Origin of the sequence: Aquimarina sp. Aq107, assembly GCF_943733665.1 — a bacterium.
GTDB lineage: Bacteria > Bacteroidota > Bacteroidia > Flavobacteriales > Flavobacteriaceae > Aquimarina.
Genome location: NZ_OX030782.1, coordinates 672453 through 689706, shown reverse-complemented (window position 1 = coordinate 689706; position 17254 = coordinate 672453). Strand labels below are relative to the sequence as shown.

Annotated in this window: 15 protein-coding genes; 6 read left to right on the top strand and 9 right to left on the bottom strand. The window is 32.2% G+C overall.

Features of this window, described 5'->3' with window-relative positions; translation table 11 throughout:
- Window positions 1-17: 17 nt before the first annotated feature.
- From NMK29_RS02615 to NMK29_RS02585, 7 genes are all read right to left on the bottom strand, one after another.
- Complete coding sequence (locus NMK29_RS02615) at window positions 18-1508, bottom strand: carboxypeptidase regulatory-like domain-containing protein (protein WP_234424262.1); 1491 nt, start codon at window positions 1506-1508, stop codon at window positions 18-20.
- A 13-nt stretch (window positions 1509-1521) separates the two neighbouring features.
- Window positions 1522-2997 carry a CsgG/HfaB family protein gene (locus NMK29_RS02610; protein ID WP_108803350.1) on the bottom strand — a complete coding sequence of 492 codons (1476 nt, stop codon included), beginning with the start codon at window positions 2995-2997 and terminating at the stop codon, window positions 1522-1524.
- Between the two features lie 6 nt (window positions 2998-3003).
- Complete coding sequence (locus NMK29_RS02605) at window positions 3004-3411, bottom strand: curli production assembly/transport component CsgF (RefSeq protein WP_108803348.1); 408 nt, start codon at window positions 3409-3411, stop codon at window positions 3004-3006.
- A gap of 16 nt (window positions 3412-3427) precedes the next feature.
- A complete protein-coding gene (locus tag NMK29_RS02600; RefSeq protein ID WP_108803347.1) occupies window positions 3428-4150 on the bottom strand; it encodes a CsgE family curli-type amyloid fiber assembly protein in 723 nt (240 codons plus the stop codon).
- Between the two features lie 20 nt (window positions 4151-4170).
- Window positions 4171-4686 (bottom strand): hypothetical protein, encoded by a 516-nt coding sequence (locus tag NMK29_RS02595; RefSeq protein ID WP_108803345.1) that lies wholly within the window; start codon window positions 4684-4686, stop codon window positions 4171-4173.
- Between the two features lie 83 nt (window positions 4687-4769).
- On the bottom strand, window positions 4770-6212 hold the full coding sequence (locus NMK29_RS02590) for a hypothetical protein (protein WP_108803344.1): 1443 nt from the start codon (window positions 6210-6212) through the stop codon (window positions 4770-4772).
- A 333-nt stretch (window positions 6213-6545) separates the two neighbouring features.
- Complete coding sequence (locus tag NMK29_RS02585; RefSeq protein WP_108803342.1) at window positions 6546-8732, bottom strand: glutamine synthetase III; 2187 nt, start codon at window positions 8730-8732, stop codon at window positions 6546-6548.
- Between the two features lie 220 nt (window positions 8733-8952).
- Here NMK29_RS02585 and NMK29_RS02580 point away from each other — a divergent pair, with 220 nt between their 5' ends.
- Window positions 8953-9975, top strand: coding sequence for a glutamine synthetase beta-grasp domain-containing protein (locus NMK29_RS02580; RefSeq protein ID WP_108803340.1), 1023 nt, complete (start codon window positions 8953-8955; stop codon window positions 9973-9975).
- 279 nt (window positions 9976-10254) lie between these two features.
- Here NMK29_RS02580 and NMK29_RS02575 read toward each other — a convergent pair whose 3' ends face one another.
- The gene (locus NMK29_RS02575) at window positions 10255-11208 is read right to left on the bottom strand and encodes a calcium/sodium antiporter (RefSeq protein ID WP_108803338.1); all 954 of its coding nucleotides are present in this window, start codon (window positions 11206-11208) and stop codon (window positions 10255-10257) included.
- A gap of 183 nt (window positions 11209-11391) precedes the next feature.
- Between NMK29_RS02575 and NMK29_RS02570 the strand changes: the two genes are divergently transcribed.
- The 4 genes from NMK29_RS02570 to NMK29_RS02555 all read left to right on the top strand — a co-directional run bounded on the left by NMK29_RS02570 (window position 11392) and on the right by NMK29_RS02555 (window position 14945).
- Complete coding sequence (locus NMK29_RS02570) at window positions 11392-11748, top strand: BlaI/MecI/CopY family transcriptional regulator (protein WP_108803336.1); 357 nt, start codon at window positions 11392-11394, stop codon at window positions 11746-11748.
- A gap of 4 nt (window positions 11749-11752) precedes the next feature.
- Window positions 11753-13783, top strand: a complete 2031-nt coding sequence (locus tag NMK29_RS02565) for a M56 family metallopeptidase (RefSeq protein ID WP_108803335.1) — start codon at window positions 11753-11755, stop codon at window positions 13781-13783.
- 63 nt (window positions 13784-13846) lie between these two features.
- Entirely contained in the window at window positions 13847-13996 is a 150-nt protein-coding gene (locus NMK29_RS02560) for a hypothetical protein (RefSeq protein WP_027392435.1), read from the top strand.
- A gap of 127 nt (window positions 13997-14123) precedes the next feature.
- Window positions 14124-14945 (top strand): hypothetical protein, encoded by an 822-nt coding sequence (locus tag NMK29_RS02555; protein ID WP_108803333.1) that lies wholly within the window; start codon window positions 14124-14126, stop codon window positions 14943-14945.
- Window positions 14946-15006: 61 nt separating this feature from the next.
- Here the strand turns inward: NMK29_RS02555 and NMK29_RS02550 are convergent, their stop codons facing one another.
- Window positions 15007-15519 (bottom strand): adenine phosphoribosyltransferase, encoded by a 513-nt coding sequence (locus NMK29_RS02550; protein WP_108803331.1) that lies wholly within the window; start codon window positions 15517-15519, stop codon window positions 15007-15009.
- Between the two features lie 377 nt (window positions 15520-15896).
- Between NMK29_RS02550 and NMK29_RS02545 the strand changes: the two genes are divergently transcribed.
- Window positions 15897-17237: an SPFH domain-containing protein gene (locus tag NMK29_RS02545; RefSeq protein ID WP_108803329.1), complete on the top strand. Its 1341-nt coding sequence runs from the start codon at window positions 15897-15899 to the stop codon at window positions 17235-17237.
- Window positions 17238-17254: the final 17 nt, after the last annotated feature.

The following is a 17254-nucleotide window of genomic DNA, read 5'->3' as shown; positions in this document are numbered from 1 at the left end:
GTATCTCTAGAAAGATATTATTCCCAATCCGCCATAGAAGCATTCGTAATTAAATCAGCTCTATTAGCTATTTCTAAAATTGACATTGTTTGTATATTTTTTTGTGATATCCCGTCATTAGAAGTGTTCACAAAAATAACTGAAGCTTCATTTGGAGAAAACCTTCCATCTAAATCATTAGTACCGGCTGGTTTTTCAATAGAGATATCTAAATTAGAACTATCACCAAAGTCATATATGAATATGTGAGAATCTAATTGTCTATATTCACTGCTTTCAAAACCAGAAATATCACGACTATATAAAAGTTTAGTCCCATCAACAGAAAGATTTATACTTCCTGCTGCTCCGGAAACTCCTGACAATATAGTATCAAGAACAGTTCCTGATGTATTGATTGTAAAAATCTCTACCTCGTAACCATCTAAATTATTAGTCTTAAGTACAATTACATTATTATTATCATTCGTATCTACTTCTGAAATAAGATCTCCGTTAGTCGTTTGATAAACTAAAACTAGACCACTTCCATCGGCATTAATACTATATAATTTATCTTGATTAGGAAATAATAATTTAGCCCCATTTTCAGTCCAAGAAAAATCAATTTCTCCTAAATTAAATCCAGCAACAGAAACCTGAGAAGTAACTTGCATAACCTGAGAACCATCCTCATTCATTGTAAACAAGTGCGTCTGCGAACCAACAGACTGCAGAAAAGCAATCTTACCTGTACCCACATGACGTCTAGGTCTAAAACTATTTTTAGTCTCTGAAGTCAGTTGGATTTCTGTACTTCCTTGTTCATCTGCAGAATAAATCACTCCGTTATCACCGATTGATCTTGTATACACAATTCGATTATTTGGAGGACTCATAGTTTCAAAAGCAAAACTACTACTATTTACAGCATCATTTATCCCATCGTTACTGCTTACTTGCCAAAAATATTTAACCTTATAAGAAAGATTTGTAAGCGTATAGGTTGTATCAGTAATATTTTCAAATACTTCTACTTCGGAGTTTTCATCATTACGCAAAGTAATGGTATAAGTAAGAGTATCATCATCAGGATCAGAACCTGTCCAAACTAATGTAACTTCCAATGGTTGATCTACTGAATTATCTTCTGGCGAATCTAAGATTGCAGCATCAGGTGCTCTATTTCCCGCAGTCTCTACATCCATCTCAAAAACGATCTCTAACTCTCGATCAGCAAGAATCGATATTGCTTCAAACTGAGCTAATAACCCATCTCTTTGAGCAGAAAGAGAGTAATCTCCAGAAGGAATATTCTCAATAACATATTCTCCATCAGCATCTGTAAAAACTGTACTTGAAGAAGGGTTTGTAGATATTTTCACATTCTCTAGAGGCTCATTGGTTCCCACAGCCACCACTCTTCCTCTAACAGCACCCAAACCTTCTAAATCTATTGTATCTTCGCTACATGAAGTGATAGCAAAAACCATAAATACGGTTATTATTCTTATTATATGTTTTTTCATTTTCATCAGGGTTTTATCCTTTAGGAACTTCACCATTTTCAATTACTTGTCGATTTCTTTTTTTTAGTTTTCTAAGCTCTTTATCTTCTGTTCGTTTTTGTTTACGAAGTTCTTTATCCATTTTCAAAGGAGTTTTGAAATACCAATTTAAACCTAAAGAAAAATTAAAATATTGATCATCTCTTTTACCTTGTGTAACATTATCTAGTTTATCGCCTAATACCAGATTATGGGTCGCACCTAATGACACTCCTATATGGTCAGAAACTAAATATTCGATACCTCCTCCATATTGAAACTTAAAAAAGGTTCTATCAAAATCATCACTATTTACAGTTCCCATTCCTCCGAAGAAATAAGGAGTGAGTTTTTCAAAAGGCAATAAGGTCAGCTCTGCATTTATATCAATTGCATTAAACCCTTCAGAGAATGCTCCTTCATTTCGCAATTCAAATTTATTAATACTTGCATTAGCATTTAAGTACGGATTAAAATACCACTTACCTCCTACTCCTATAGAATATGATAAATCGGCGTTATTATAATCTCCGCTAATAAGAGCCATTCCTCCATTAGCGAATAATGATTTTTCTCCTCTTCTTTCTTTAAAATATCGTTCGTAGAGCCCTTTATTATGTGCTTCATTCTTCTCTTCATTATAGTCAGCCACTAATGCATTTACTTTTTCTGGTTCTGCTTTAGAACTCCAAAGCTTATCTTCTATCCCTTCTATTATTAGCGCTTCGACAGCCTTTTCTATTGCCTCAGAAACTGCTATTTGTCCAGGCTCATTTTTGGTAAAACCAGTTTCAGCTTCTAACAATCGACTGAACTTAACATATCTAAAAAAACTAGCATCCAATGCTTGTGATAATATTGTTTTAGAAACATAAACAGTTTTTAAAATTTTACCACTAGATGTAGAAACAGCTCTTAGATATACTGTAATTCTATCTTGTCTATATTGAGTAGAACCACCTATTCCAAAATATCTTGCTCCCAATCCTCCCGTAATGATATTAGAGTCATAGGACACGATACCACCTTCTAAAATAATTCCTGCATATAATAATGGTGGTAATTGAGGTTCTTTAGAATTTTTATTTTTTCTATATTCTTTTCTAGTGGAACGAATAATATTTCGTTCATTCAATAAATTACTAAGATTTTCTCTTTCGATAGGCACGAACCACTTAGAATCTTCTAAGGCTTTTACCAAAATGGTAGTTGCCCCTTGAGTAACAGCAGTACTAAATGTACTTCCTGCTTCAGTAGGTTTATATTGACCCGTTTGATCTCTAAACTTATACACTCCTACCACTACAGGTTCCGTAGGCCTGGGGAAATCTCTTAAAGTCTGAGTAAACTGTGTATCCTCTCCAATTCTTGCTTGTTCTATTGTAATAGGTTGATTAAAATAGGTTCCACATCCAGACAGCAATATTGTACAAGAAATTACTAGAATTACTTGATAAAACTTATGACGCATTAAAAATTAATTAGGAATTATTACTTGAGATTGATCTCCGGTGCCAGTATCTAAAATGTTTATCACCAATCCTTCTCCAGAGGGAAAAATCTCGATAAACAATGTTCCAAAACTAAAAGTACCTTCAGTTAGTCCTTCGTCTCCAAATTGCTCGGTAAATAAAGTTCTAGATATCTGACCTAATAATTGGCTATTTAGACTTTCTGTAAATCTTTCCAAATCTGATCTATTATCAGCGTTTGGATCATTTTCATCTGTAAATGTATTCTGAGCTTCCGCCGAACTTAATAGCCATTGATAATTAAAAGTATCACCTCCAAAAGCAGGATTTTTTGGCCGATATACCAAGTCTTGTCCATAGCTAAGTTGAAAAGCTGAGAAAACAAGCAAAGTAGTTACTATGATTGACTTCATGTGTTTTAATAAGTAATTAATACTGAAAAATATCTCTTTTTTGTTTTTTAAGATCTTTAAAATATTTGTAAACCCGACGTATTGAAATTTTAGACATTTGCTCTAAATATTCTATATCAGGTTTTCCAAGGAATTCATGAATGACTCTATCTTCTATTTTTACCTGGATAATTGTACTTCTACCAAAACTAAGTTTTTCATAAACTCCAACTATTTTAGAACCATTTATTCTATTTAATGTGTAAGAAGTGTAGAAAAAATCATAAAAATCCTTACCAGGTTTTGTTTTTGTTTCTTCAATAACGATACCTTTCAATTCGATACCGTCATCTTCTGCATACTCTTCTTCTTTTTCTTTTTTTTTCGTTTCTTCATTAAAGGCGATTCGGTCTTTACCAACTATTGCTTCTTCTTCATAAATTAACAAAAGTATCACAATTTTATCCTGCTCATCAACACCTATTGATGTATTAGCAAGACTCTTTTGTTCATTAGCCTCTAATGTAAATCTTTCTTCTTGATTGTTTTTAGTAACATTATTTTTGCTATCTGTTCTAAAAATCGAAAATGTATATTTTAAACTTTTATAAACCTCTGTAGCATTTGTCGCTTCTGCACTAACAGAAATAATATCATCTATTCTTTCTGTTTTAATCTTAGCAACTACTTCTATATTGGTATGCTGACCATTCGAAAATTGAAATACCAAAAAAAACAATATGACCAGTTTAAAGTTCATAAGAAGCAATAAAATATCGCTTAAAAACTTCTAACAATAATTGTACGGGCGTTTCCAGTCATCCTAAACTTTAAGTTATTAGATAACTCATTACTTCCAAATCGTTCAAAAGAAAGATTATCTCCTTCTTGAATAAGTTCTAGACTAGTTGATATATTGGAATTAAAAGAAAAATCAATCACCCTATTATTATTACCATTTTGAGTAATAAGTTTTTCAATCTCCCTAGAGGCTTCATCTATTTCGATCAGGTTTTGTTCTCCGTTCTGACTTAAACGAACATCTAATGCTTGCGCTGTAACATTTGTAAACACCTGATTACCATTACCTATTTGTTGGATAAACACGGCGCTATTATTCGCCATATTTTCTCGAGCAACTAGCAAAGTAGTATTGTTTTGCAATTGATCTAGTCTAATGAATCGCTCTTGACTTTCTACCAACGATTCATCCTGACTTTCGCTATTCTGAGCGTAGGAATTTCCACAAAGAAATAAGCCTAACGCTATGATATAAAATGTGAAGTATTTTTTCATTAGTAAAAGGGTTTTAAAAGTAGTAAAAGAGTTACACTAACTAAAGGTCAGCGTAACTCTTTCAAATATATTAAAAATATTTCTTAAAGCTCTCCTCCAGAACCACTCTGTGTAACCACTGCAGCATTTCCTGTCCCACTTTGCGAAATAATGCTACTATGAGATTCTCCTATTTGAGTTACAAAAGTAGTGTTACCAGTTCCAAACTGAGTATCTTGTGCAAAGTTTGAGTCACCAAATTGGAAGATATCACTAATATTTTCAACTCCTTCCTGAGAAGAAACAGCAATATTTTCCTCTCCAAATTGGAATTGCAAAGTTAAGTTACTCCCTCCAAAAGCTAGTAAATTCTGTGTTACAGAAGCATCATTCCCATTCCCGATTTGAGTTTGTGATACCACATTATTATCTTCTTCATGCTGTGCAAAAGCAACATTTCCATCTCCAGATTGAGTTTGCTCAACAATTCCTCCTCTAGATGCAAAAATGAAACTTCCTTGGATAGACTCAGCAGAGTTACCATTACCATTCTGAGATTGGATAGTTTCATTATCAGTTCCATCCTGAGAAATAGTTGCTAGGTTTTCATCACCAACCTGATCCTGATCACCAACATTATTACTCCCATTCTGAGAAGCCGCAGCAATATTACCATTTCCAAACTGAGTTTGAATAACGAAGTTTTCTCCTCCAAATGATCCTAAATTTTGATCAGCAGAAACGATGTTACCATCTCCTACTTGTCCTTGAAGGATAACATTATTATCTTCTTCGTGGTTAGCAAACGCCGTATTCTCATCACCTATCTGGATTTGTTGCACATCACCTCCTCTTGAATTAAAAAGGCTACTACCTTGTAAAGAAGTTGCTGAATTACCTCCACCTTGCTGATTTTGAATCACAGAGTTTCCTTCACCCCATTGTTCACCTGCAGCTGTATTTGCTTCTCCTATCTGAAACTGTTCTGCCGTATTAAAATCACCAACCTGAGCCATCGCAGCACTATTAAAAGCTCCTTCTTGTAGAATACCACTAAAATTAAAACCTCCTTCTTGAGAAGTAGTCGCCGAATTGGCATCTCCTGTTTGAATTTGGAAAGCTGTATTCGCATCTCCTTCTTGAGAAACTGTCCCTTCATTCCCATTACCTTCTTGAGATTGGCTTGTGAAATTAAAACCTCCAAAAAATAACAGGTTCTGAGTTGCGCTAGCAGAATTCCCGTCACCTATCTGATCTTGATAGACTTCATTATTATCTTCTTCATGCTGTGCGAAAGCAGTATTCTTACCACCAATCTGAGTTTGCTCAACAATTCCATTTCTAGAGTTAAAAAAATCACTTCCTTGAATGGCAGTCGCAGTATTAGCAGAACCTTCTTGAATTGTAACCGAAGCATTAGAATTTCCGATCTGAGTAACATCTGTACTGTTATCCTCTCCAGTTTGGGTAACATTACTTGTGTTTGATTGTGCAACCATCACTGACACACTTAATAAAGTTGCTAGACTAAAAATTACTTTTTTCATACGTAAAATATTAAATTTGATTAATAATTCAATTCTTAATAAACATTTTGGGGTGTACGATTAAGTGATAGATATTTATCAATACCTAACGCTCTTTCCTTATAAAAAATCTGGGGGAGTCGTTCTGCAAATAATATTTATGCGCTATTGCCGAACAAAGCAAATTTATGAAAACCTTAAGGGTATTTTTACATATTCTGTAAGAATTCGACAAAATGCATTACGGAAAAGCCATAAAAACCAGAGTTTTATATGATTTTGTCAAGGGTTTAACAGATATTAATTTTTTGTTAAGAATAAAACAAAAAAAATAAATGGTCAGTAAATTCTTACCTATCTAGTAAAAAGAAGCTCTCTGTACTTAGTTAAAGGCCACAACTCATCATCTACCAACAACTCTAATTCATCACAACTATATCGAATCTGATCAAAGAGAGGTTTTACTTTCTTACAATAATCTAAGGCCTTCTTTTCTATATTAGATAATTTGTTAGCTTTTCTTCGTTCTTCGGTCATTTCATTAACTTTAGTATTTATCTCACCAATATGTTTAGAAATTTCTTCTATAATCTCCATCTGTTCTTTTGCATATTTCTTAAAATCTTTATCATAGAGATTTTTTAATCCAGAAACATTACTAATTAACATGTTTTGATATTTAATCGCCGTAGGAATAATATGATTCCTTGCTACATCACCCAATACCCGACCTTCAATCTGAATACGCATTACATATTCTTCAATTTCGATTTCATAACGTGCCTCTGCTTCTATTTTATTCATTACACCCATTTCTTCGAAAAGGTCTATTGTTTTTTTAGAAACCTTAGCTTTTAATGCTTCTGGAGTTGTTTTATTATTACTAAGACCTCGCTTTTTAGCTTCTTTTTCCCAAGCCTCACCATATCCATTTCCTTCAAAAAGAATACTTTTAGATTGCTTAATATACTCTCTTAATACATTAAAGATCGCCTCATCCTTTTTTAGACTTTTCTTATCGATTAGTACATCAACCTCCTTCTTGAATTCCACAAGTTGTTTTGCCACAATAGTATTTAATATAGTCATCGGATTAGCACAATTCGCTTTTGACCCAACCGCCCTGAATTCAAACTTGTTTCCAGTAAACGCAAAAGGAGATGTTCTATTGCGATCCGTATTATCTAGCAAGATTTCAGGAATTTTACCAACTACATTAAGCTTTAAATCCGTTTTTTCTTTTGGAGATAACTTACCGTCAGTAACACCTTCTAATTCTTTTAGTACAGAAGTAAGCTGCTCCCCTATAAAAACAGACATAATAGCAGGTGGGGCTTCATTAGCTCCTAATCGATGATCATTACTAGCCGAAGCTATTCCTGCTCTCATCAACTCTTCGTGCTCATTAATAGCCTTAATTGTATTTATAAAAAATGTTAAAAACTGAAGATTACTCATTGGTGTTTTACCAGGCCCTAATAAATTTACACCTGTATTTGTACTTAATGACCAATTATTATGTTTACCAGACCCATTTACTCCTGCAAAAGGTTTTTCGTGTAGCAGAACCTTTAGATTATGTCTAGAAGCAACTTTTTCCATAATATCCATTAATAAAGAATTATGATCAACTGCTAGATTCGTTTCCTCATAAATAGGAGCAAGTTCAAATTGATTAGGAGCCACTTCATTATGTCTAGTTTTTACTGGAATCCCCAATAACATACATTCCACTTCTAAATCTCTCATAAAAGCCAAAGCTCTATTAGGAATACTTCCAAAATAATGATCGTCCAACTGCTGCCCTTTGGCAGAGGAATGTCCTAAAAGAGTTCTACCAGTCATTAAAAGATCTGGACGGGATTCTACTAAAGCTCGATCTATTAAAAAATATTCCTGCTCCCATCCTAAGGAAGCATTTACTTTTTTTACATTTTTATCAAAATACTTTGCAATTGCTGTAGCTGCTGTATCAACTGCTTGTAAAGCTCTTAACAATGGTGTTTTATAATCTAGAGCTTCTCCTGTATAAGCGACAAATACAGTTGGTATACACAAAGTAGTTCCATAAATAAATGCTGGAGATGTAGGATCCCAAGCAGTATAACCCCTAGCCTCGAATGTATTACGAATACCTCCATGAGGAAAAGAAGAAGCATCGGGCTCCTGTTGTACCAACTGACCTCCACCAAATTTTTCTATACCTAAGCCATTACCTATAGTTTCGAAAAACGCATCATGTTTTTCTGCAGTCGCTCCTGTAAGAGGTTGAAACCAATGTGTATAATGAGTTACTCCTTTTGACAACGACCAATCCTTCATTGCAGATGCAATCTGATCGGCAATTCTTCTATCAATCTTAGTTCCATGATCAATCGCATCCATAACGCTGCTATAAGCGTCCTTGGTCAAATATTGGAGCATCGTTGATTGATTAAATACATTCTCACCAAACAAGACAGATCTACGTTCTGTTTCTGTAATTACCACAGAACTACGATTTAATGCTTCTTTTAATGCTTGGAATCTAAGTGTTGACATAATTGAATAAGTTTTTTTACAAATATAAAAGAAGTTTTTATTGTTAATATTAAAAAAATGTTCTTTAAAAATTAAAATAAAACCAAAATACCCTACAAAAAAGTAGGGTGTTGATAAAAATTAATAAAAAAACTACAATTGACCCCCTATTTTTTTTCCGTTATCACAAAATAAAACTAATTTTGAAACCTTTAAGAGTTCAATTTATAAAGTGTTAATTATGAGTAAAGCTAAATTAGAATACATTTGGTTAGATGGTTATAAGCCAACTGCTAATCTAAGAAGTAAAACAAAAGTTGAAGATGATTTTAGTGGAAAGCTTGAAGATTGTCCTGTATGGTCTTTTGATGGTAGTTCTACAAAACAAGCAGAAGGAGGATCTTCTGACTGTTTATTAAAACCAGTTGCTATTTATCCAGATCCAACAAGAAGAAATGGATACCTAGTAATGACTGAGGTTCTTAATGCTGATGGAACTCCACACGAATCTAACGCAAGAGCTACAATTGATGATGATGGTGATTTCTGGTTTGGTTTCGAACAGGAATACTTTATTATGGACAAAAACACTCAATTACCTTTAGGTTTCCCTGTTGGAGGATATCCTGGACCACAAGGTATGTATTATTGTTCTGTTGGAGGTAGAAATACTCATGGTAGAGATTTTGTAGAAGAACACGCTGATTTATGTATTGATGCTGGTCTTAACTTCGAAGGTATCAACCAAGAAGTTGCAAGTGGACAATGGGAATTTCAATTATTTTCTAAAGGAGCAAAGAAAGCTGGAGATGAAATATGGGTAGCTAGATACTTACTAGATAGACTTACAGAAAAATATGGATACTATATTGAATATCACCCAAAACCAGTAAAAGGTGACTGGAATGGTTCTGGTATGCACGCTAACTTCTCTAACGAAGTATTAAGAACTTGTGGTTCTAAAGAAGTTTATGAAACTATATGTGAAGCATTTAGACCAGTAACTAAAGAGCACATTGCTGTTTATGGTGAATTTAATGACCAAAGATTAACAGGAGAACACGAAACTCAATCTATTAATGAATTCTCTTACGGAGTATCAGATAGAGGAGCTTCAATAAGAATTCCTATTATCACTGTAGAGAATGGATGGAAAGGATGGTTAGAAGATCGTCGTCCTGCATCTAATGGTGATCCTTATAAAATCGCTGCTAGAATTGTTAAGACTGTAAAAACCGCTGATGTTTCAGCAATCACTGCCTAATGATTTTAAGCAAGTAACTAACTAAATTTGTTAAACGCAAAAAAGCCTTCAAAGTACTTTGAAGGCTTTTTTATTCTCTTATTTCTGAACAAAATACAGATTTACAATACTGTTATCCTAATTAATCATTAAAACAAAAGATTATATAAGAAACAATAAAACACATCCCTCATCTATATATGTATGTAAATTTCTATTACAAGCAAAAATCAATCGACAGCAAATAAATTATCCTAAAACAAACTGACAGACACCATTAAGCTAACATAAAAGAATTACCTACTTCAAAAAAACTAAGGCAATAAAAACGCAATAACAAGAAAAGATCAAAAAACCTTTTGGTCTACCTAAAACCATTTTTTTAGGAATAAATGCCAAAGGCAATAGAATCATTGCAAATCCTAACATCCAAAATATATCTATATTCATTAAACGAGTATCTGTTACAGCGATAGGTTGAATTAAAGAAGTAACACCTAAAACTGAAGCTATATTAAAAATATTAGAGCCTATAAGATTGCCTAGAGAAATTGCTTTTTCTTGTTTCAACGCTGCAATTACTGAAGCCGCCAATTCAGGAACACTAGTCCCAATTGCAACCATCGTAAGACCAATCACAGCTTCACTAACTCCCATTCTAGTTGCTATATCCTTGGCTCCTTCTACTAACAACTCCGAACCAAAATACAAAGCTACACCACCAATGAGCAACCAGAGAATCATTTTAAAATTAGATATCTTTTCTAACGAATCATCAACATCTTCTGCCGTTTTATCGGCGTGCTTTCTTGCTCTTCTTATCAACAAAAACATATACACAAAAAGTGATCCTAGTAACACTCCTCCTTCAACTCTGGTAAGAACACCATCATTATCTAAGAAAAAATAAAGCACTAAAGACAAAAGCATCATCACTGGCCAATTAAACTTATAAAAATCTTTATCTATAGCCAATGGACCAATCAATGCAGTTATACCTAAAACCAACCCTATATTAGCAACATTTGATCCAATCACATTACTCAAAGAAAGATCAGCAGAGCCTCCTAAAGCAGCCTGTAAACTAACTAACAACTCTGGCGCAGAAGTAGCAAAAGATACTACTGTAAGGCCTATCACCATTTTTGAAAGCTTTAATCTAAACGACAATGCTACCGAAGAACGCACTAAATACTCTCCTCCAACTACAAGAAGTACAAATCCTATAATTACAAAAAGTATACTCTGAATCATATGCTGTTAATTTGTTTGCGAATATAAAATAAGTATACCATATCTAATGAATATAACAATCATTTTTTAGTAGCAATTCTGCTTAAAAAGCAAACGAAAACTATTAAAATAGTTAAATAACTATAAAAATAGTTGTGAAACTAATTATGTAGTTATATATTTGAACTCATCTAAAAAAATAAAATGGAAAAACTTACTAATAAGGAAGAGGAGATTATGCAAGCGCTATGGAAATTAGAAAAAGCTTTTGCTAAAGAGGTTCAAGCTGAATTAAACAACACTGTTCATTATAATACGGTATCAACTATCATAAGAAATCTAGAGGAAAAAGGATACATTGATCATAAAGCATATGGGAAAACACACCAATACTTCCCTATTATCACAAAAGAAATGTACAGAAACAACTTTGTTAGTAAAGCGATGAGCCAATACTTTAATGACTCTTACAAGAACATGGTTTCTTTTTTCGCTAAAGAAGAAAAAATCACCGCAGAAGAGTTAAGAGAGATTTTAGATGTAATCGAACAAAAAAAATAAACTTATGGAAGCTTTTTTAATCTATTTAGTTAAGTCCAGTATTGTATTATCCTTATTTTACCTTGTTTATTTTTTTCTTTTAAGAAAGGACACTTTCTTTACAGTTAATAGACACTTCTTACTTACAGGAATTGTAAGCGCTCTATTACTGCCACTCTTAGAATTCACAGCAATAGAATTTATAGAACAACCTAATTTTCAAATAATAGAAGTTAACTCTTCAACTACTTCTACTCCCGAAAATCAGACAACGCCGATAGACTGGTGGGTTATAGTCTTTAGCATATATATCACTATTACCTCCATTTTATTGATACGATTTATTTTTCAACTTGTATCCTTACAAAGGATATTTAAAAAAAGTCCTAATAAACGAAATAATGGGTTTTCTTTCTTAAAAACCGAAGAAGATATTGCTCCATTTTCTTTCTTTAAATACATCATATTTAATCCCACTTTACACGAGTCTAAAGAATTAGAAATGATCATAAAACATGAAAAAATTCATGCTAAACAATATCACACACTGGATATACTGATCGCTAATATTTTTGTGATATTTCAGTGGATCAATCCTTTTTCCTGGATATACAAAAAAAGTTTACAACAAAATTTAGAATTTATCGCAGATCAAGAGGCTGTTCGAGATATCCCTTCAAAAAAAGAATATCAGTTAACACTGGTCAAAGTATCATCAAATAATTATTCATCAATCACTAATAATTTTTATCAATCATTAATCAAAAAACGAATCGTTATGTTAAACAAAAAAGAATCAAAAAATCAAAATCTATGGAAAGCAACAATCATCTTACCACTTCTAAGTTTATTTTTATGGAGCTTTAATACTAAAACAGAAATACAATATATCCAAAACAACACTTCTGATCAAGCTACAACTACTATAGAAGATATAGTACCTAATGAGACTGATAATATTATTAAAAAGGAGAAATTCCCTATAGAAAAGAAAGAGGATTCTAAAAAAGAATACCCGAACAACAATACACCTAATAAAGAAAAAGCAATCCTATCAACTAAGTTTCCTAAACAAGAAAAAACTGAAGAAAACGAAACAGATGTAAAAAAAGAAGTCCTTGTAAAAAGTAAGAAAAATACGATTGAGTTTGTAATCAATAAGAAATCCACAAAAAAAGACCTAGAAAAAATAAAGCGGATTTTAAAAAATGAATATGATGTAACAGTAATTTTTAGTGAAGTCAAACGTGACAACAACAATGACATCAATAGCATCAGCGTTGATGTATCCTCTAAAAAAAGTAATACCAATTTTTCATTATCAAATGATTCTCCAATTACACCATTCGTTTTATCCTATGATAGTAAAGAAGACAAAATAAACATCGGACAATCTAACAATAACATTTGGATTAGCAAGAGTAAAGGAAGTAAACATAGTGATACACAAATTATAGAAATTAATTCTGATGATGATAAAGAAAGTATTTTTATTGTAGAAGGTGATAAAAAGAAAAAAAGAAAAGTATCACGAAAAAAAGATGGAAAAAATACAATTTTTATAGAAACTGATGATAATCAAAGTCATTTATCTTTTCACTCCGACGGCAGCAAAACGCTTTTTGATTTTGATAGTGATTCTGATAAAGACCCTTTATACATTATCGATGGAAAAGAAGCCAGTAAAAAAGAAGTAAAAAAGCTAAAATCTGATGAGATACAGAGTATAAATGTATCCAAAGGAAAAGAAAATGTAATGAAATATGGAAAAAAAGGAGAAGATGGTGTCATTCATATTACAACAAAAAAGAAAACAAAAAAAGAAACTGGTTTTGACATTAGAATAGACAAAAAGGATATCCAAATTGGATCATCTAATGACAACGAACCGAAGCCCTTAATTTTTATCAACGGAAAAGAATCTAAATACGGTGAACTCACTAAAATAAATCCGGATAATATAGCATCTGTAAATGTCTATAAATCCTTAAAAGCAATTACTAAATTTGGTTCTAAAGGTGAAAATGGTGTTGTAGAAGTTATATTAAAAAAATAAAATCAATATCACAATTACTCAAAAACTCACTTGAATTCGAGTGAGTTTTTTTATTTTAGAGATATGAAAAAACAGCTTTTTATATTTTTAGCAAAATTAAACAAACTATTACTTCCTAGTTTTACAAAACGACAACTGGATCTTAGTAAAGCTTCTAAACTACAAATGCTAATTTTTGGTTGGAGATTATATGTAACCAAAAGAGCTCTTTAGTATTCACTTAAATACAAACAACAAGCTCAGATAAGAAAGAATTATATTCTGCAACATCCATTTTCCTTTTTCGTATTTATATTGAATTCATTTCAATTAAAAATCGAAAATCAAAATAATATTTAGTATGAAAAAATGGATCATTTTTGGAATGGGTATACTAGGTATACTTTCCCTATCAGCATTCACCTCAGGATCGACTACAAACACACCTCAACAGTTAGTATCTGAGTTTAATGAAATTATAGCAACAATAAACAAGAACACCACTGAAAAGGAGTTAGAGGACCTTAAAATGTTTTTTTTAGAAAATGGCATTGAACTAATTATTGAAAATATAGAGTTTAATAGTCAAAATGAAATCACTAGTTTAAACATTATTCTAAAAAAAGGAAATGCTAAGAGCAAATACTCATCATCATCATCCGAACCCATATCTGATGTTGAGCTTGGGTATAAAAATGGAAATCTTTACATTACTAACTCTGGCATGTTTGACATTTCTTCTTGGAGAAACCAGATTGGTTTTAACAAACAAAACTTTGATTTAGATAGTATTTTAAAAAACCAAAACTTTAGATTTAACTTTGATTTTGACAAAGAAGGTGACTCCATATTTTTTAATGGAAAACATTTTGATATAGGTAGTTTAAAAAATCAAATCATGAACTCTTTCGAATTTGAAGAAGATGAAAACGGAAACCTAATTTTTAATGGACAACAATTCCCTTCGCATTTTAGCAAATCTAAAAAGTTTAGTTTTATAGATGATCCAGACATAGAAAAGCTAATAATCATTGACGGAAAAGAATCTGATTTTAAAACATTGGACGAATTAGCTAAAGCAGATAAACTAGAAGCGGTAGACTTCCTAAAAGCTACTACTGCAATAAGTTTATATGGTGACAAAGCAAAAGACGGTGCTATTATCGCAACTTCTAAAAAATAAGACTTTAAATTATTAATGGAACAGCTTTCAGATTATAATACTGAAAGCTGTTTCTTTTTTATTAATAACTTAGCAACGAAGCTACATTACAGTTAAGTTTTTCCTTCCCATTTAGAAAACCTAATTCCATTATAAAATTACATTGTACTATATTTCCACCCAATTCTGTTACAAGTTGACAAACAGCATTTGCTGTTCCTCCTGTTGCTAAAACATCATCATGTATCAAAATGTTATCCCCCGGTTTGATTGCATCCTTATGGATTTCTAAAATATCTTCTCCATATTCTAACCCATAACTTTTTGAAATTACTTCAAAAGGTAACTTCCCTTTCTTACGCACCGGAATAAAACCCGCGGCTAATCTTTCTGCAATCATACTACCTAATATAAAACCTCTTGCTTCAATACCAATCACTTTATCAATTTTAATCCTATCTGGAGATAATGCTGCTAATTGGTCCGCACAATACACTAAAGCTTCAGAGTTTGCTAAAAGTGGAGTAATATCTTTAAAAATAATTCCAGGTTTTGGAAAATCAGGAATATCTCTTATTAACTTTTCTAAATTCATGATTGCAAAATAATGAAATTAGAAAAAAGAGTACCAAAAATTATGAAAATGGTCTACAATTAAAAAATCATCTCAAAAACACCTCTTGAAAAATTACATTTACACCTAAAAAGCAAATATTATATTACAATTTAAAACAATAAATAGATATTTTAAGTTTCAATCCAGAACTAAAATCATCTTTAAGCTTACAATATTAATTCACCTTTATAGATTTTAATATAAATATTTTTCTAATTACAACAACCTATATATCTTACATGCACGAGAATTAATTAAACCAACTTTTTCACTATTAAAAGCATAGAAATCATGTAATCAACGATGTACACTTATTAACTAAATAATTAATTAATAAAATTTAATACATCATAACTATGCTAACATATCTAGGAATTATCATGGTGTTTATAGGAATCACCATCTTTATCATCAAACCTTTTTTTAAAGAATCAAAAACACTACATAAATTCACTCGAAAAAGAAATATCTCAATGATTATAATTGGATTAGTCATGAGTGTAATTTCGGGAATGTTCTTTTATGCCGAACCAGGTACTGCTTATGCAGTTCAGTATCCTTGGGGGAGTCAAAAAGCAGTAGTGCATCAAGGAATTCATACTAAAATGTGGGGACGATTAATCCCTATTCAATTCGAATTACCAATTAAATATGTAATCCCAAACAAGAAGAATGAATTGGGAGAGCAAAGTAAATATGCGAATGTTGACAAAGCTAAGTATTGGGCGTTTAGTGATGCAGTAAAAGCCAGAATTGCAACTTCGGTAGTTATTAGCATCAATACAGCAGATCAAGATCAATTTTTATCTGTTGCTGATCGTAACAAAACCGAAAGAAACTTGATTAGATCTAGAATCATACCTAATATTGATCAATCTATTAAAAACACCTGTAAGCTTATGGATGCCCAAGATTATATATCTGGACAAGCTTCGGATTTTGACAGATATTTTAAAGATCAATTAGAAAATGGAATGTATGTTCTTGAGGAATTTATTGCTAATGAAAATAGAGAAATCATTGGTGATAGTGCTACGGTACGAACGATTGTTAACAAAGAATCAAAGCAAAAACGTTTTAGAATAAAGTATCACGATGGAGAACCAGTTAGAGAAAAAGGAAATTCGTTAAAAGGATATGGTCTAACGGTTGTACAAGCTGTTGTTACCGAAATAGATTGGGAACCAGAATTCGACAAACGTCTTCAGTTACAAAAAGAAGAAGTCGCACAGACTCAGTTAGAAAAACAGCAAGCGGAGCGTGAATTTTATCGTGCTCAAAAAGAAACTGCGCGAGGTGAAGCTGAAAAAGCTGCAGAAAGAGCTAGATTAGAAAAAGAGCAAATTCAGAAAACTATTGAAGCTGAAACAAAAGCCAAAGTAGCAGAATTTAATCTTATTGAAGAGCGGAAAAATTATGAGGTTGCACAGTTTAAGGCCAAAACCCAGAAAACAATGGCTGATGCACAATCTTATGAAAACGCAAAACTAGTAACTGCAGGTCTTACGCCTCAAGAACGAGCAGAGTGGGAATTTAAAACCTCTGTCAATGTTGCAAAACAGCTTAAAGACCTAAAACTTCCTGAAATTTATATCCAGGATGGAAGTAAATCAGGAACGGATGGCAACCTACTACAATCTTTGATTGGTGCTGATCTTGCCAAAAAGATGATGTCACAAAAAGCGTCCAAAGAGTAACATTTAAAAAAAGCGGA

Excerpts from the sequence above, each read along its gene's own strand:
- NMK29_RS02605 (WP_108803348.1), bottom strand. The coding sequence starts at position 3,411 with ATGAAGTCAATCATAGTAACTACTTTGCTTGTTTTCTCAGCTTTTCAA.
- NMK29_RS02550 (WP_108803331.1), bottom strand. The coding sequence starts at position 15,519 with ATGAATTTAGAAAAGTTAATAAGAGATATTCCTGATTTTCCAAAACCT.
- NMK29_RS02570 (WP_108803336.1), top strand. The coding sequence starts at position 11,392 with ATGGAAAAACTTACTAATAAGGAAGAGGAGATTATGCAAGCGCTATGG.
- NMK29_RS02615 (WP_234424262.1), bottom strand. The coding sequence starts at position 1,508 with ATGAAAAAACATATAATAAGAATAATAACCGTATTTATGGTTTTTGCT.
- NMK29_RS02580 (WP_108803340.1), top strand. The coding sequence starts at position 8,953 with ATGAGTAAAGCTAAATTAGAATACATTTGGTTAGATGGTTATAAGCCA.
- NMK29_RS02575 (WP_108803338.1), bottom strand. The coding sequence starts at position 11,208 with ATGATTCAGAGTATACTTTTTGTAATTATAGGATTTGTACTTCTTGTA.
- NMK29_RS02600 (WP_108803347.1), bottom strand. The coding sequence starts at position 4,150 with ATGAACTTTAAACTGGTCATATTGTTTTTTTTGGTATTTCAATTTTCG.
- NMK29_RS02585 (WP_108803342.1), bottom strand. The coding sequence starts at position 8,732 with ATGTCAACACTTAGATTCCAAGCATTAAAAGAAGCATTAAATCGTAGT.
- NMK29_RS02595 (WP_108803345.1), bottom strand. The coding sequence starts at position 4,686 with ATGAAAAAATACTTCACATTTTATATCATAGCGTTAGGCTTATTTCTT.
- NMK29_RS02565 (WP_108803335.1), top strand. The coding sequence starts at position 11,753 with ATGGAAGCTTTTTTAATCTATTTAGTTAAGTCCAGTATTGTATTATCC.
- NMK29_RS02590 (WP_108803344.1), bottom strand. The coding sequence starts at position 6,212 with ATGAAAAAAGTAATTTTTAGTCTAGCAACTTTATTAAGTGTGTCAGTG.
- NMK29_RS02555 (WP_108803333.1), top strand. The coding sequence starts at position 14,124 with ATGAAAAAATGGATCATTTTTGGAATGGGTATACTAGGTATACTTTCC.
- NMK29_RS02545 (WP_108803329.1), top strand. The coding sequence starts at position 15,897 with ATGCTAACATATCTAGGAATTATCATGGTGTTTATAGGAATCACCATC.
- NMK29_RS02560 (WP_027392435.1), top strand. The coding sequence starts at position 13,847 with ATGAAAAAACAGCTTTTTATATTTTTAGCAAAATTAAACAAACTATTA.
- NMK29_RS02610 (WP_108803350.1), bottom strand. The coding sequence starts at position 2,997 with ATGCGTCATAAGTTTTATCAAGTAATTCTAGTAATTTCTTGTACAATA.